Here is a 16,088-nt window from a genome sequence, read left to right on the forward strand (position 1 = left end):
GTTGGGGGCGTATAGCACCCTGTTGGGTCCTGAAGGAACAACCTCAGGTTGTTGTTTCAGTGCCTTGTGGTGGGCGGGAGCCTGCTGGAGGTTGCCAGGCATGGCCTGGTCTCGCATACCGGATTCTGTCTCTGCTTGTGGGCGGGGTGGGGTTGCTGGTGTGGGGCTTTGGGGTTGTGGGTTGGTTGTTTGTTGAGAATTGCACAGTGGACGCGAGCATCTTTGTGGTCAAGTTGTCAAGGGCGAACGGTGGATGCCTTGGCACCAGGAGCCGATGAAGGACGTGGGAGGCCGCGATAGGCCTGGGGGAGCTGTCAACCAAGCTGTGATCCCAGGGTGTCCGAATGGGGAAACCTGGCACCAGTCATGTGGTGTCACCCGCACCTGAACACATAGGGTGTGTGGGGGGAACGCGGGGAAGTGAAACATCTCAGTACCCGTAGGAAGAGAAAACAATTTAGTGATTCCGTGAGTAGTGGCGAGCGAAAGCGGATTGAGGCTAAACCGGTTGCGTGTGATACCTGTCAGGGGTTGCGTGGTCGGGGTTGTGGGACCCTGCTGAACAAGCTGACACTTGTTCGAGGAGTTATAAAGTCAGTGGCTAGCCGAATGGTGTGGAAAAGCCAACCGTAGTCGGTGAGAGTCCGGTAGGTGAAAGTTGCTGATCTTCTGTGGGTGTTCCCGAGTAGCGGCGGACTCCTGAAATCTGCCGTGAATCTGCCAGGACCACCTGGTAAGCCTAAATACTTCCTGGTGACCGATAGCGGACGAGTACCGTGAGGGAATGGTGAAAAGTACCCCGGGAGGGGAGTGAAATAGTACCTGAAACCGTTCGCCTACAATCCGTCGGAGCCTTGCGGGGTGACGGCGTGCCTTTTGAAGAATGAGCCTGCGAGTTAGTGGCATGTGGCGAGGTTAACCCGTGTGGGGGAGCCGTAGCGAAAGCGAGTCTGAAGAGGGCGTTTGAGTCGCATGTTCTAGACCCGAAGCGGAGTGATCTAGCCATGGGCAGGCTGAAGCGCGGGTAAGACCGCGTGGAGGGCCGAACCCACCAACGTTGAAAAGTTGGGGGATGACCTGTGGTTAGGGGTGAAAGGCCAATCAAACTCCGTGATAGCTGGTTCTCCCCGAAATGCATTTAGGTGCAGCGTCGTGTGTTTCTTGCCGGAGGTAGAGCACTGGATGGTCTAGGGGGCCTACAAGCTTACCGAAATCAGCCAAACTCCGAATGCCGGTAAGTGAGAGCGCGGCAGTGAGACTGCGGGGGATAAGCTTCGTAGTCGAGAGGGAAACAGCCCAGATCACCAGCTAAGGCCCCTAAGCGTGTGCTAAGTGGAAAAGGATGTGGGGTCGCATAGACAACCAGGAGGTTGGCTTAGAAGCAGCCACCCTTTAAAGAGTGCGTAATAGCTCACTGGTCAAGTGGTTCCGCGCCGACAATGTAGCGGGGCTCAAGCACACCGCCGAAGCTGTGGCATTCACATTTTAACCACGCGTACCCTTGATGGTGCGTGCAGGTGTGTGGATGGGTAGGGGAGCGTCGTGCCGGGGGTGAAGCAGCGGGGTGACCCAGTTGTGGACGCGGCACGAGTGAGAATGCAGGCATGAGTAGCGAAAGAAGGGTGAGAAACCCTTCCGCCGGATGACCAAGGGTTCCAGGGCCAGGCTAATCCGCCCTGGGTGAGTCGGGACCTAAGGCGAGGCCGAGAGGCGTAGTCGATGGACAACGGGTTGATATTCCCGTACCCGCGAAGGAGCGTCCCTGATGAACCTCGTTGTGCTAACCACCCGAACCAGCCAAGACCTTCGGGTTGAGGTTGGGGAGCGTGGGAACCTGGCGGGTAGTAGTCAAGCGATGGGGTGACGCAGGAAGGTAGCTGAGCCCGGCCGGTGGTTGTGCCGGGGTAAGCGTGTAGGCCGTGGTGTAGGTAAATCCGCACCGCATGGAGGCTGAGACGTGATGCCGAGCCGATTCAGGTGAAGTCAGTGATCCTATGCTGCCGAGAAAAGCCTCTAGCGAGTTTCGAGCGGCCCGTACCCCAAACCGACACAGGTGGTCAGGTAGAGAATACCGAGGCGATCGGGCGAACTGTGGTTAAGGAACTCGGCAAATTGCCCCCGTAACTTAGGGAGAAGGGGGGCCGGAGACGTGAAGCCCCGTGCGGGTGGAGCGTTGTATGGCCGCAGAGAGCAGGGGGAAGCGACTGTTTACTAAAAACACAGGTCCATGCGAAGAAGTAATTCGATGTATATGGACTGACGCCTGCCCGGTGCTGGAACGTTAAGGGGACCTGTTAGCTCTTTCGGGGGCGAAGCGGAGAACTTAAGCGCCAGTAAACGGCGGTGGTAACTATAACCATCCTAAGGTAGCGAAATTCCTTGTCGGGTAAGTTCCGACCTGCACGAATGGCGTAACGACTTCCCCACTGTCTCAACCACAGGCCCGGCGAAATTGCAGTACGAGTAAAGATGCTCGTTACGCGCGGCAGGACGGAAAGACCCCGGGACCTTTACTATAGCTTGACATTGGTATCTGAATGGACTTGTGTAGGATAGGTGGGAGCCGGTGAAACCTGTACGCCAGTATGGGTGGAGGCAATCTTGAAATACCACTCTGGTTGATTTGGGTATCTAACTTCGGACCGTTATCCGGTTCAGGGACAGTGTCTGGTGGGTAGTTTAACTGGGGCGGTTGCCTCCTAAAGGGTAACGGAGGCGCCCAAAGGTTCCCTCAGCCTGGTTGGCAATCAGGTGTTGAGTGCAAGTGCACAAGGGAGCTTGACTGTGAGACTGACAGGTCGAGCAGGGACGAAAGTCGGGACTAGTGATCCGGCACTTGCGTGTGGAAGCGGTGTCGCTCAACGGATAAAAGGTACCCCGGGGATAACAGGCTGATCTTCCCCAAGAGTCCATATCGACGGGATGGTTTGGCACCTCGATGTCGGCTCGTCGCATCCTGGGGCTGTAGCAGGTCCCAAGGGTTGGGCTGTTCGCCCATTAAAGCGGTACGCGAGCTGGGTTTAGAACGTCGTGAGACAGTTCGGTCCCTATCCGCCGTGCGCGTAGGATACTTGAGAAGGGCTGTCCCTAGTACGAGAGGACCGGGACGGACGAACCTCTGGTGTGCCAGTTGTCCCGCCAGGGGCACGGCTGGTTAGCTACGTTCGGAAGGGATAACCGCTGAAAGCATCTAAGCGGGAAGCCTGCTTCAAGATGAGGTATCCCACCCCACTTTGTGGGGGTAAGGCCCCCAGCTAGACGACTGGGTTGATAGGCCGGAAATGTAAGCTCGGTAACGGGTTGAGTTGACCGGTACTAATAGGCCGAGGACTTGATAACAAGGCTGCTACGCGTCCACTGTGCAACTCTGAACAAACACCAAACAACCCCCCACGGTGGTAGTGGTTTTTGTGGGTGTGTGTGTTGTTTGATATGTTCATAGTGTTACGGCGGTCATGGCGGAGGGGAAACGCCCGGTCACATTCCGAACCCGGAAGCTAAGCCCTCCAGCGCCGATGGTACTGCACTCGGGAGGGTGTGGGAGAGTAGGACACCGCCGGACAATCTTCCAGTCGAGGGCCGCCCCATCCGGGTCGGCCCTCGACTGCGTCGCGCCGTGGTTGGCGCAATCAGGAAGGATGTACCTGTGAGTTCAGGACCGCAGGGCGGAGACCGTCCGCGATACGAAGACCGTTCCGACCGTCCCCAGGGGCGGGACGCCGGGCCCCGCCGGGACGACCGTCCCCCGTACCGTGGCGACCGCGACGACCGCGGTGCCTCGCGGGGTGGGCCCCGGGGCGGCGATCGGCGCGAGGGCGGTTTCCGGTCGGCCCCGCGTACCGGTGACTCCCGCCCCGGTGGTTTCCGTCGCGATGGTGACTCCCGTGACGGTGGTTTCCGGGGTGGCGACCGCCGCGAGGGTGGTTTCCGCCGTGACGGTGACACACCACGAAACGGCGGCTTCCGCAGCGGCGATCGCCGTGAGGGTGGCTTCTCCGGTGAGCGTCGTGAGGGCGGTTTCCGGTCGGGTCCGCGTGATGGTGACTCCCGCCCCGGTGGTTTCCGTCGTGACGGTGACTCCCGGGACGGTGGTTTCCGGGGCGGTGAGCGTCGTGACGATTCGCGTGGTGACCGTGGTGGCTTCCGGTCAGGCCCGCGTGAGGGCGGTTTCCGGGGTGGTGACCGTCGTGAGGGCGGCTTCTCCGGTGAGCGTCGTGAGGGCGGTTTCCGGTCGGGTCCGCGTGACGGTGACTCCCGCCCCGGTGGTTTCCGTCGCGACGGTGACTCCCGCGAGGGTGGTTTCCGGGGCGGCGACCGTCGACCTGGTGGCTTCGGCGGCGATCGCCGTGAGGGTGGCTTCTCCGGTGAGCGTCGTGAGGGTGGTTTCCGGTCGGGTCCGCGTGACGGTGACTCGCGGTCCGGTGGTTTCCGTCGTGACGGTGACTCCCGCGAGGGTGGTTTCCGGGGCGGTGAGCGTCGTGACGATTCGCGTGGAGACCGTGGTGGTTTCCGGTCAGGCCCGCGCGAAGGTGGTTTCCGGGGCGGCGACTCCCGCGAGGGTGGCTTCCGCGGTGGTGACTCCCGCGAAGGCGGTTTCCGGGGCGGCGATCGCCGTGAGGGCGGCTCCCGGTCGGGTCCGCGTGACGGTGACTCGCGGCCCGGTGGTTTCCGTCGCGATGGTGACTCCCGTGATGGTGCTTTCCGGGGTGGCGATCGCCGTGAGGGTGGCTTCTCCGGTGAGCGTCGTGAGGGTGGCTTCCGGTCGGGTCCGCGTGACGGTGACTCGCGGCCCGGTGGTTTCCGCCGGGACGGTGACTCCCGTGACGGTGGTTTCCGGGGCGGTGAGCGTCGTGACGATTCGCGTGGTGACCGTGGTGGCTTCCGGTCAGGCCCGCGCGAGGGCGGTTTCCGGGGCGGCGACCGTCGACCCGGTGGCTTCGGCGGCGATCGCCGTGAGGGCGGCTTCCGTCGCGACGGTGACTCCCGTGACGGTGGTTTCCGGGGCGGGGATCGTCGCGAAGGCGGCTTCGGCGGTGACCGCCGCGAGGGTGGTTTCCGGGGTGGCGACCGTCGTGAGGGCGGCTTCGGCGGTGACCGCCGCGAGGGCGGCTTCCGGTCGGGCCCGCGTGACGGTGACTCCCGCTCCGGCGGTTTCCGCCGAGACGGTGACTCCCGGGATGGTGGTTTCCGGGGCGGGGATCGTCGCGAAGGCGGCTTCCGTGGTGACGACTCGCGCGGCGGTGACCGTCGTGACGGCGGTTTCCGGGGCGGCGAGCGCGGTGGTCACGACCGGCCGCGCCGGGACGACCAGCGGGGGGACGACCGCCGCCGGGAGGGCGGGTTCGGCCCCGACCGGGAACGTCGGGACGAGACCGACGGCCGGGCGGTCGCGCCGGTGCTGCCGGACGAGATCTCCGCGAGTGACCTCGACACGGCCGTCCGCGCGGAGCTGCTGTCGTTGAACAAGCCGGTGGCGGAGACCGTCGCCCGGCACCTGGTCGCCACCGGTCAGCTGATCGACGAGGACCCGGCGGAGGCGTTGGCCCACGCGATGGCGGCCCGGCGGCTGGCCGCCCGGATCTCCGCCGTACGTGAGGCGGTCGGCCTGGCCGCGTACCACGCGGGGGAGTGGCAGACGGCGATCGCCGAGCTGCGCACGTACCACCGGATGACCGGCCTGCAGAGCCACCTGGCCGTGCTGGCCGACTGCGAGCGGGCGCTGGGGCGGCCGGAGCGGGCGATCGACCTGTTCCGGGGGGCCGACAACGACAAGCTCGACAAGGCCGTCGCGGTCGAACTGCTGATCGTCGCCGCGGGTGCCCGGGGTGACCTGGGGCAGAAGGACGCGGCGGTGGCGATGCTCCAGGTTCCGGAGCTGACCACCGACGTGGCCGAGCCCTGGACCGCGCGGCTGCGGTACGCGTACGCGGACGCGCTGCTCGCGGTGGACCGCCGTGAGGAGGCCCGGGAGTGGTTCTCGCGGGCCGCCGACGTGGACACCGACGGGGAGACCGACGCGCCGGAGCGGCTGCTGGAACTCGACGGCGTGGTGATCGAGGGCGACGACGAGGACGACGAGCCGGTCGAGGAGCCCGCCGCCGCGGGGGAGGCCACCGGCACGCTGCCGGCCGACCCGGACGCCGGGGCCCGGCTGGCCGCCGACGACCGTGACGAGGACGACGACGACTTCGACGACGACGAGGCTCGCGACAGCCACGACGACCGTGACGACGAGGACGAGGGTGTCGCGCTGACTCGGCCGGACGCCGCCGAGGCCGGACGGGACACCCCCGACGCCGCCGAGGACGTCCGCGACGCCGACCGGGACGACCGTGCCGGTGACGACCTGCCTGCCGGTGCCGCACGGGACGTCGACGACGTCGCGGGGACGTCCGTGGACGACCGACCCGGCACCGTCGCGTCCCCGGCCACCGGCGTCGACGAGGCGACGGCTCCGGGCGGGGTGCGGGCGGTCGACGGCGCGGCGGCGGAGGCGGACCAGCGATGACCGCAGTCGCCGGGGACCGGCTGATCGACGGGTACACCCTGGTCGTCTTCGACCTGGATGGAGTGATCTACCTGATCGACCGGCCGATCCCCGGCGCGGTCGAGGCCCTGGGCGCGTTGCGGGCCGAGGGCCGGTCGGTGGCGTTCGCCACGAACAACGCCTCGCGGCGCTCCAGCGAGGTCGCCGACCTGCTCACCGGCATCGGCGTACCGGCTGACCCGGCGGAGGTGCTCACCTCGGCCGCCGCCTCCGCGGAGTTGCTGCGGGACCGGCTGCCGGCCGGCGCGGCGGTGCTCGTCGTCGGTGCCGAGGCGCTGCGCGCCGAGATCAGCGCCGTCGGGCTCACCCCCGTCGACCGCGCCGACGCCGCGCCGGTCGCCGTCGTGCAGGGGTACGGCCCGCAGGTGGGCTGGGTGGACCTGGCCGAGGCGTCGGTGGCGATCCGGGCCGGGGCGACCTGGGTGGCCACCAACACGGACCGGACGCTGCCGAGTGGGCGGGGCCCGCTGCCCGGCAACGGGTCGCTGGTGGCCGCCCTGCGGCACGCTCTGGACCGGGCACCCGACGTGGTCGTCGGCAAGCCCGAGCCGGCGCTGTTCACCACGGCCGCCCGGCGTGCCGGCACCGGCCGGACGTTGGTGGTCGGTGACCGGCTGGACACCGACATCGAGGGTGCCCGCCGGGCCGGGCTGGACAGCCTGTTGGTGCTCACCGGCGTCAGCGACGTACCCGAGCTGTTGGGTGCCCCCGAGCAGCGGCGGCCGACCCACGTGGCGGCCGACCTGGCCGGGCTCTTCGATCCGACGGCGGTGGTCCGGGTCCCCGGTGCCCCGCAGGCCGGTGGCTGGGCGGCGGCGGTGGTGGACGGTGCGGTGGAGCTGAGCGGTGCCGGCCGGCCGTTGGACGCGCTGGCCGTGCTGTGCGCGGTCGCCTGGGAGGCGGGTACCGGAGCGGACGTCCGCCCGGCCTCGCCGGAGGCGGAGCAGGCGTTGGCCGGGTTCGGCCTGGCCACCTGAGGTCTCGCCACCTGAGGTCTCGCCATCTGAGGCCTCGCCATCTGACGGCGGAGCGGGCCGGCACCGGGCATCGGTGCCGGCCCGCTCGTCGCCGGGCTGCGGCTCAGAGCAGCTTGCGTAGCTTCAGCAGGTCGAACGGGCTGGCCTTGATGGAGATCCGGCGGGCGGCCACCGCCTTGGTGACGTCGAGCTGGCCGCGTACCAGGGCGACGAGGTCGTCACTGGAGGTGATCAGGGCGATCTTCGCCTTCGGGTCGTCGCCGTCGGCGAGATCGACCAGCCGGCCGCCTTCGATCCGGCCGTGGAACGCGGTCTCCAGATCGGTGATCCGGCAGGCCAGGGTCCGGTCCAGATCGATCTTGCTGGACGCTTCGGCGTGCCGGTCCAACCGGTCGGCAAGATCCCGCAGGGCCTGTCGGCACTCGTCCACGCTTGCCACATCGTCTCCTTCGTACCCGCCACGCCGTTTTCCGGCACCGTACCGCAAGGGACGGCCCGGGGCGCCCGGTAGCGTGAGGGCCGCACACTGCCCCCGCGGAAGGACTTGAGTCATGCAGGACGCGTGGCGCGCCTACCTGGAGCTGGCCCTGGGCCTGACGGAGGCGCCCCGGAAGAGGGCCCAGGACGCCGCCCGGCGGTTGGCCGGCACGGGCGGCGCGACGGCCGTCCAGTTGCAGGCGCTCGCCGAGGAACTTCTCGCCACCGGCGCGGCGAACCGGGAGGCGCTGACCAAGCTGGTCCGCTTCGAGGTCGACCGGGCGCTCGGTGCGGTGGGGCTGGCGACGGCCGACGAGGTCGCCGAGCTGACCCGCCGGGTGCACGAGCTGGAACGGCAGCTCCGCGAGGCGAAGGGCGGACCGGGCGGGTCGCCGGTCGGTGACACGGCACCGGATACGACCGTACCGCCGACCGGCGGTGCCGGTACGGCCCGTGACACGGGCGTGGAGTCCGGGGCCGCTGCGGCGGCCGGGCCGGCTCCCGCGACGGTGGCCGACGCGGCGGCCGGGACCGCCCGAGCGTCGACCGGGGTCGTGGCGAAGAAGGCCGTCGCCAAGAAGGCGGTGGCGAAGAAGGCGGTGACCCCGACGACGGTGGCGACGACGGCCCCGAAGGCGGTGGCGAAGAAGGCGGTCGCGAAGAAGGCGGTGGCGAAGAAGGCAGGGCCGGCGGCGGACACGGCCCCGTCGGCCGCCCGGTCGACCGGAGCCGACCGGGTTGCTCCCCCGCCCGGGAAGGGGACTCCTGGCCACGACGGCTCCGGTGGTGCCGGGTGAGCCGTCCCGTGGGGAGCCGGTCGTGACCGGCCCGTTGCGCCCCGGCCCGCCCCCCGCCGGGACACCAGGCCCGCCGCCGGTCGGCCGGCCTGGTCCGCCGGCTGCCCGGCCCGGGCCGCCGCCCGCCGCCCGGCCCGGGCCGCCGCCCGCCGCCCGGCCCGGGCCGCCGTCGGCCGTCGGGCACGACGACGAGGTCGACGACGCCCGGCATCCGGCCGTGGACGCCGCCGTGCGGGCGATGGCCAACGCCGAGGGCCTGTCCCCGGCCGACCAGATCGCGCAGTACGAGGCGGCGTACCAGACGTTGCGGGAAACCCTCGCCACCATCGACCAGACCTGACCGGAGAGAACCACCCCCATGGCACGTCGTACCCGGCTCGACGCCGAACTCGTCCGTCGCGGCCTGGCCCGGTCCCGGGAGCAGGCCGGCGCGTTGATCGAGGCCGGTCGGGTCCAGTTGCGCGGGGTGCCCGCGCGCAAGGCCGCCGCGATGGTCGACCCGGCCGATCCGCTGCTGGTGACCGGGGCGGACCCGATCGACGAGTACGTCTCCCGGGGTGGGCACAAGCTGGCCGGCGCGCTGGCCGCGTTCGGTCCCGGTGGGTTGCGGGTGGCGGGCCGGCGGTGCCTGGACGCCGGGGCGTCGACCGGGGGGTTCACCGACGTGCTGTTGCGCGCCGACGCGGCCGAGGTGGTCGCGGTGGACGTCGGCTACGGGCAGCTCGCCTGGTCGTTGCGGACCGACGACCGGGTGCGGGCGATGGACCGGACCAACGTGCGGACGCTGACCCCGGAGGTGATCGGTGGGGCGGTGGACCTGACCGTGGCGGACCTGTCGTTCATCTCCCTGCGGTTGGTGCTGCCCGCGCTGGCGGGCTGCACCCGTTCCGACGGGGACCTGGCGCTGATGGTGAAGCCGCAGTTCGAGGTGGGCAGGGAGCGGGTCGGCGCGGGCGGGGTGGTGCGTGATCCGGCGCTGCGGGCCGAGGCGGTGCTGGAGGTGGCGGCGACGGCGGCCGGGCTCGGGCTGGGGCTGGCGGACGTGGCGGCCAGTCCGCTGCCGGGGCCGAGTGGCAACGTGGAGTTCTTCGTGTGGTTGCGCCGGGACGCGCCGCCGGCCGATCCCGGGCGGGTGCGCGCCGTGGTGGACGCCGGGCCGAACGGCCCCGGGCCGGACCCGGAGTCGGGGAAGGTGGCAGGGTGAGCGTGGTGGGCGGCGTCGGGACGGTGTCCCGCGAGGGCGGACGGGAGGCGGGTCCGGTGGACCTCGACGATGGTGGGGCGGGCCGGGCGTGGCGCGGGTGGTGGCACCGGTGAGCCGGACGGCGCTGCTGGTGACGCACACCGGGCGGCGGCGCAGCACCGAGCATGCCCGGGCGGTGGCCGCCGACCTGATCGCGGCCGGTTTCGAGGTGCGGGTGGTGGCCGAGGAGGCCGATGATCTCGACCTGCCCGGTGTGGTGCCGGTGGACGGTCTCCAGGCGGCGGAGGGTGCCGAGATCGTCTTCGCGCTCGGCGGGGACGGCACGTTCCTGCGGGCGGCGGAGCTGGCCCGGCCGGCGAAGGTGCCGTTGCTCGGGATCAACCTGGGCAAGGTGGGTTTCCTGGCCGAGGCCGAGATCGACGATCTCGACACGGCGGTGCGGGACGTGGTGGGGCGCAACTACACGGTGGACGAACGGCTCACCCTCGACGTCACGGCCGAGTTCGAGGGTGGCCCGACGATCGAGTCGTGGGCGCTCAACGAGATCAGCGTCGAGAAGGGCGAGCGCGCCCAGATGCTGGAGCTGCTGGTCGACGTGGACGGTCGTCCGCTGTCCCGGTACGGCTGCGACGGTGTGGTGTGCGCCACGCCGACGGGGTCGACGGCGTACGCGTTCTCCGGTGGGGGGCCGGTGGTCTGGCCGGAGGTGGAGGCGCTGCTGTTGGTGCCGATCAGCGCGCACGCGTTGTTCAGTCGGCCGCTGGTGACCGCGCCGACGTCCACGTTCGTCATCACGGTCGATCCGTTCACCACGTTGGCGGTGTTGTGTTGTGACGGCCGGCGGGTCTACGACCTGCCGCCGGGGGCGACGGTGACGGTGCGTCGGGGTGCGTTGCCGGTGCGGGTGGTGCGGTTGCGGGACCGGCCGTTCACCGACCGGCTGGTGGCGAAGTTCGATCTGCCGGTGCAGGGTTGGCGCGGTAGTCGCCGCTGATCGGGGCCGGTAGGGGTGTCCGTGGTCACCTGCGGGGCCGTCGACCAGCGGCGCGGTGCCGGTGGCGGGCGGGTGGAGGATTTCCTGCCGGTGTGGTGCCCCGTGCCGGCTGGTCAACTGTCGCAGCACGCGTCTACTGTCGGGTGCTGTGCTGGAAGAGCTGCGGATCACCGGACTGGGCGTCATCGAGGACACCACCCTGCCGCTGGCCGGCGGGATGAACGTCATCACCGGTGAGACCGGTGCCGGCAAGACGATGGTGGTGACCGGTCTCGGCCTGCTGTTCGGCGGGCGGGCCGACGCGGGTCGGGTGCGGGCCGCGCCGGGGCGGGCGACGGTCGAGGGGCGGTTGCGGCTCGACGGCCGGGTGGCCGACGTGGTGCACGCCCGGATCGTGGACGCCGGTGGCGGGCCCGACGACGACGGTTCGCTGCTGATGAGCCGGACGGTGACGGTGGAGGGGCGGTCCCGGGCCCATCTGGGTGGCCGGAGCATGCCGGTGTCGATGCTCGGTGAGGTCGGCGAGCAGGTGGTGGCGGTGCACGGCCAGTCCGACCAGTTGCGGTTGCTGCGGCCGGCCGAGCAGCGGGCGGCGCTGGACCGGTTCGCCGGGCCGGGGCACGAGAAGCTGGTGGACGCGCTGCGGGAGGCGTACGGGCGGTGGCGGCAGGTGGTCGACGATCTGGCCGACCGGCGCAGTAACGCCCGGGCCCGGCACCAGGAGGCCGATCTGCTGCGGCTGGGCCTCGACGAGATCACCCGGGTCGATCCGCAGCCGGGTGAGGACGACGAGTTGAAGGCCGAGGCGCAGCGGCTGGAGCATGCCGAGGGGTTGCGGACGGCGGCGCAGTTGGCGCACGTGTGCGTGGCCGGTGGGGTGGAGGCGGCCGACGACACGCCGGATGCGACGGCGCTGCTGGGCACGGCCCGGCGGACCCTGGAGGCGCAGGCGGGCACCGATCCGGCGCTGGGTGAGTTGGCCGGCCGGTTGGAGGAGGCGGCGACCCTGGTGGCGGACGTGTCGGCGGAGTTGTCGACGTATCTGGCGGCGTTGGACGCCGACCCGGCCCGGTTGCAGACGATCTACGAGCGGCGGGCCGCGTTGCGGGCGTTGACCCGTAAGTACGCCGACGACGTCGACGGGGTGATCGCGTGGGCGGAGCGGGCCCGGACCCGGCTGTCCGACCTGGACACCTCCGACGAGTTGCTCGACGAGCTGGACCGGGAGGCGCAGCGCCTCGCCGGTGAGGTGGCCGAGTTGGCGGGGCGGTTGTCGGCGTCGCGGCAGGAGGCGGCGGTGCGGTTCGCCGAGCAGGTGACGGTGGAGTTGGCGGGGTTGGCGATGCCGCACGCGCGGATCGAGGTGGCGGTGCTGCCCCGGCCGGCGGGCCGGTCGGAGCCGACGTTGCCGGTCAACGGGGTGCAGTGCGGGGTCGGTCCGGACGGCGCGGACGAGGTGGAGTTGCGGTTGCTGGCGCATCCGGGTGCGCCGTCGTTGCCGTTGCAGCGGGGCGCCTCCGGGGGTGAGCTGTCGCGGGTGATGCTCGCCATCGAGGTGGTGTTCGCCGGTTCGGGTGGTCCGCCGACGTTGGTGTTCGACGAGGTCGACGCGGGTGTGGGTGGGCAGGCGGCGGTGGAGATCGGTAGGCGGTTGGCGCGGTTGGCGCGTAGTCACCAGGTGTTGGTGGTGACGCACCTGCCGCAGGTGGCGGCGTTCGCCGACCGGCACCTGGTGGTGGCGAAGGACACCGGGGGTGCGGTGACGACCAGCGGGGTGCGGGTGGTGGAGGACACCGAGCGGGCCCGGGAGTTGGCGCGGATGCTCGCGGGTTTGCCGGATTCGGATCTGGGTATCGCGCATGCCGAGGAGTTGCTGGCCGTTGCGGCGAAGGAAAGGCGGCCCTGAGGGCAACGATTGTGAGCGGAGGCACACCGGCCTGCGCTCTGGTGTGCTTCCCTGGGTAGGCGGCCCTGCTCAGGCATGTCGCGACGAAAATGCCTGCCTCCCATGCCAGGATGGTCACGATGCGTCTACCCACGTTGCGCCGGGCCCGGAACGCGGAACCGGACTCAGTTCTCGGCACCGCACGTCTGGATCGCCGTACGAAGCGGCTGGTCGGCCGGCTCCGCCCCGGCGACATCGCGGTGATCGACCATGTCGACCTGGACCGGGTGGCGGCCGATTCGCTGGTCGCGGTCGGTGTCGCGGCGGTGCTCAACGCCAAGCCGTCGGTGTCGGGCCGGTATCCGAACCTCGGTCCGGAGGTGTTGATCGGCGCCGGCATCGTGCTGCTGGACGATCTCGGCGAGGGGGTGTTCGAGCGGATCCGGGAGGGTGACACCGTCCGGATCGAGGGCAACACCGTCTTCCTGGGCGACGAGCCGGTCGCGCACGGTGACCTCCAGGATGCCGAGACGGTCGCCAAGGCGATGTCCGACGCCCGGGAGGGGCTGTCGGTGCAGTTGGAGGCGTTCGCCGCCAACACGATGGACTACCTGCGTCAGGAGCGGGACCTGCTGCTCGACGGGGTGGGTGTTCCCGAGATCCAGACCCCGGTGCAGGGGCGGCACTGTCTGATCGTGGTCCGGGGTTACGACTACAAGGCCGATCTGGACGTGCTGCGCCCGTACATCCGGGAGTTCAAGCCGGTGTTGATCGGCGTGGACGGCGGGGCGGACGCGCTGGTCGAGGCGGGGTACACCCCCGACATGATCATCGGGGACATGGATTCGGTCACCGACGACGTGTTGCGGTGCGGCGCCGAGGTGATCGTGCACGCCTACCCGGACGGCCGGGCGCCGGGTCTGGCCCGGGTCAACGGGCTCGGGGTGCCGGCGATCACCTTCCCGGCCGCCGCGACCAGCGAGGACCTGGCGATGCTGCTGGCCGACGAGAAGGGCGCCTCGCTGCTGGTCGCGGTGGGCACCCACGCCACGCTCGTGGAGTTCCTGGACAAGGGGCGCGGGGGGATGGCCTCGACGTTCCTCACCCGGTTGAAGGTCGGTGGGAAGCTGGTCGACGCCAAGGGGGTGAGCCGGCTGTACCGGCAGAGCATCTCCGGGTCGTCGCTGCTGCTGCTGGTCCTGTCGGCGATCGCCGCGATGGCGTCGGCCGTGGCGGTCTCCACCGTCGGCAAGGCGTATTTGGGTGTGGTCTCCGAGTGGTGGGACAATTTCGTGTTCCAGCTCGGCCAGCTCTTCTAGCTCCCGACCGATCAAGAGGCTGCAAGCGTGATCAACTTCCGGTACCACGTGGTGTCCCTGACCGCGGTCTTCCTGGCGTTGGCGATCGGCCTGGTGGTCGGCACGGCCGCCCTCAACGGGCCGGTCGCCGATTCGCTCAAGGAGACCGTCAACTCGCTGCGCAAGGACAACCAGCAGATGCGGCAGTCGGTCAACAGCCTGCAGAAGGAACTGGACATGGAGGAGGACTTCGCCGCCGAGATGGCGCTGATCATCCTCCCGGGCAAGTTGACCGGCAAGCGGGTCATGGTGCTCAGCCTGCCCACCGGGCGGGAGCACACCGAGGGTGTGCTGAAGATGCTCCAGACCGCCGGGGCCTCGGTGACCGGTCGGGTCGACATCCAGGACAAGTTCGTCAACCCGGACAACAACACCAGCCTGATGGAGTTGGCCGTCACCGCCGCCCGGCCCACCGCCCCCGCCTCGACGCTGCCCGGCAACGGCAACGGCGTGGAGACCTCCAGCGCCCTGCTGGCCAGCGTCTTGCTCGACCGGCCGCAGGGCACCCCGGCGGTGACCGACGCCGACCGGCGGGCGGTGCTGGCCGCGTACGTCAACGCCGGCTACCTGACCAGCGAGGAGAAGGTCACCGGCCCGGCCGAGGCCGTGGTGGTGGTCAGCGGGCAGCCGTACGTCGACAAGGACTCGGCGAAGAAGGACGAGTCGGTGGTGAAGATCGCCGAGCAGTTCGACCGGACCGGCGCGATCGTCGTCGGCGGCAACGGTTCCACCGGGGGCAACCTGGTGGCCGTGGTCCGGGGCGACCCGGTCCTCGCCCAGACGATCTCCACCGTCGACAACGCCAACACCGTGCAGGGGCAGCTGGTCACCAGCCTGGCCCTGGTGCAACAGCTCACCGAGAAGCGGACGGGTCAGTACGGCGTCGGCGACAACGCCACGTTGGTGCCTAGACTGCCCCAGTGAACGAACCACGTACCCCGGTGACCGGTTACCACCCGTCCGCGCCGTCCGGCGGTGCCGCATGAGCGGGATCGGGCGGCTGCTCGCCGCCGCCGCCGGTGCCGCCGCCGCCCGGTACGCGCTGCGGGAGGCCCGTACCTCCCCGGCAGGGCCGGCGTTGGAGCGGACCAACTTCCGGGGCCGTACCGTCAGCCTCGCCGCCGGGCCGGCGCTGGCCGTCGGTGCGTCCGGCGCGGGGGCGCTCGGCGCGGCCAGCGTCCCGGCCGGCGCGGCGGTGCTCGTCGCCGGTCTCGGCTCCGGCGCGGTGGGCCTCTACGACGACGTGGTGGGTGCCCGCCCGGAGCAGAAGGCCGCCAAGGGTTTCGCCGGTCACCTCGCCGCCCTGCGGGCCGGTCGGGTCACCGCCGGCATGGTCAAGGTCGCCGGGGTGGGTGCGGCCGGGCTCGCCGCGGCCGTGCTGCTCGCCGCCGACCCGAAGGTCGCCGCGCACCCCCGCCGGCAGCGCTACGGCGCGCTCGGCCGCACCGTCGACGTGCTGCTCGGCGCGGGCGTGGTCGCCGGCACCGCCAACCTGCTCAACCTGCTGGACCTGCGTCCCGGTCGGGCGTTGAAGTCCGGGGTGCTGCTCGGTGTGCCGCTGGCCGGTGGCCCGCACGCCGGTATCGCCGCCGGTGCGGTCGGTGCCGCCGCCGGGCTGCTCGACGAGGACCTCGGTGAGCGGGTGATGATCGGCGACAGCGGGGCCAACGCGCTCGGCGCGCTGCTCGGGGTGGCCCTGGCCGCCCGCACCGGCCCGCTCGGCCGGGCCGGTCTGCTCGCGGTCCTCGCCGGTCTCACCGCGGCCAGCGAGAAGGTCAGCTTCACGGCGGTCATCCAGCGCACCCCGGTGCTGCGGGAACTCGACGCGCTGGGCCGGCGATCCGACTGA

12 protein-coding genes and 2 rRNA genes are annotated in these 16,088 nt (G+C 70.1%); 13 read left to right on the forward strand and 1 reads right to left on the reverse strand.

The window, feature by feature from the left end; all coding sequences use genetic code 11:
- Positions 1-226 precede the first annotated feature (226 nt).
- The 5 genes from ACN261_RS20240 to ACN261_RS20260 all read left to right on the forward strand — a co-directional run bounded on the left by ACN261_RS20240 (position 227) and on the right by ACN261_RS20260 (position 7,524).
- Positions 227-3,339: ribosomal RNA gene (locus ACN261_RS20240) — 23S ribosomal RNA — on the forward strand.
- Positions 3,340-3,445: 106 nt separating this feature from the next.
- Positions 3,446-3,562, forward strand: a 5S ribosomal RNA gene (rrf, locus tag ACN261_RS20245).
- Positions 3,563-3,884: 322 nt separating this feature from the next.
- Positions 3,885-5,462, forward strand: coding sequence for a hypothetical protein (locus ACN261_RS20250; protein WP_425851557.1), 1,578 nt, complete (start codon positions 3,885-3,887; stop codon positions 5,460-5,462).
- A gap of 89 nt (positions 5,463-5,551) precedes the next feature.
- A complete protein-coding gene (locus tag ACN261_RS20255; RefSeq protein ID WP_421486784.1) occupies positions 5,552-6,508 on the forward strand; it encodes a Replicase polyprotein 1ab in 957 nt (318 codons plus the stop codon).
- Positions 6,505-7,524: an HAD-IIA family hydrolase gene (locus ACN261_RS20260; protein ID WP_421481273.1), complete on the forward strand. Its 1,020-nt coding sequence runs from the start codon at positions 6,505-6,507 to the stop codon at positions 7,522-7,524. The genes ACN261_RS20255 and ACN261_RS20260 overlap by 4 nt, the downstream gene beginning before the upstream one ends.
- A 103-nt stretch (positions 7,525-7,627) precedes the next feature.
- Here the strand turns inward: ACN261_RS20260 and ACN261_RS20265 are convergent, their stop codons facing one another.
- Positions 7,628-7,963, reverse strand: coding sequence for an SCP2 sterol-binding domain-containing protein (locus ACN261_RS20265; protein WP_421481274.1), 336 nt, complete (start codon positions 7,961-7,963; stop codon positions 7,628-7,630).
- A 112-nt stretch (positions 7,964-8,075) separates the two neighbouring features.
- Here ACN261_RS20265 and ACN261_RS20270 point away from each other — a divergent pair, with 112 nt between their 5' ends.
- From ACN261_RS20270 to ACN261_RS20305, 8 genes are all read left to right on the forward strand, one after another.
- Positions 8,076-8,798 carry a phasin family protein gene (locus ACN261_RS20270; RefSeq protein ID WP_425851560.1) on the forward strand — a complete coding sequence of 241 codons (723 nt, stop codon included), beginning with the start codon at positions 8,076-8,078 and terminating at the stop codon, positions 8,796-8,798.
- 34 nt (positions 8,799-8,832) lie between these two features.
- Positions 8,833-9,138, forward strand: coding sequence for a hypothetical protein (locus tag ACN261_RS20275; RefSeq protein WP_425853632.1), 306 nt, complete (start codon positions 8,833-8,835; stop codon positions 9,136-9,138).
- 18 nt (positions 9,139-9,156) lie between these two features.
- Entirely contained in the window at positions 9,157-10,002 is an 846-nt protein-coding gene (locus tag ACN261_RS20280; RefSeq protein ID WP_421481276.1) for a TlyA family RNA methyltransferase, read from the forward strand.
- A gap of 109 nt (positions 10,003-10,111) precedes the next feature.
- Positions 10,112-10,996, forward strand: a complete 885-nt coding sequence (locus ACN261_RS20285; protein WP_204928604.1) for an NAD kinase — start codon at positions 10,112-10,114, stop codon at positions 10,994-10,996.
- 148 nt (positions 10,997-11,144) lie between these two features.
- A complete protein-coding gene (gene recN, locus ACN261_RS20290) occupies positions 11,145-12,902 on the forward strand; it encodes a DNA repair protein RecN (protein WP_421481277.1) in 1,758 nt (585 codons plus the stop codon).
- A 119-nt stretch (positions 12,903-13,021) separates the two neighbouring features.
- The gene (gene steA / locus ACN261_RS20295) at positions 13,022-14,200 is read left to right on the forward strand and encodes a putative cytokinetic ring protein SteA (protein WP_421481278.1); all 1,179 of its coding nucleotides are present in this window, start codon (positions 13,022-13,024) and stop codon (positions 14,198-14,200) included.
- Between the two features lie 27 nt (positions 14,201-14,227).
- Positions 14,228-15,163, forward strand: coding sequence for a copper transporter (locus tag ACN261_RS20300; RefSeq protein WP_421481279.1), 936 nt, complete (start codon positions 14,228-14,230; stop codon positions 15,161-15,163).
- Between the two features lie 58 nt (positions 15,164-15,221).
- Positions 15,222-16,088 (forward strand): hypothetical protein, encoded by an 867-nt coding sequence (locus ACN261_RS20305; protein ID WP_425851564.1) that lies wholly within the window; start codon positions 15,222-15,224, stop codon positions 16,086-16,088.

Origin of the sequence: Micromonospora sp. WMMD723, from assembly GCF_049863385.1 — a bacterium.
GTDB lineage: Bacteria > Actinomycetota > Actinomycetes > Mycobacteriales > Micromonosporaceae > Micromonospora > Micromonospora wenchangensis.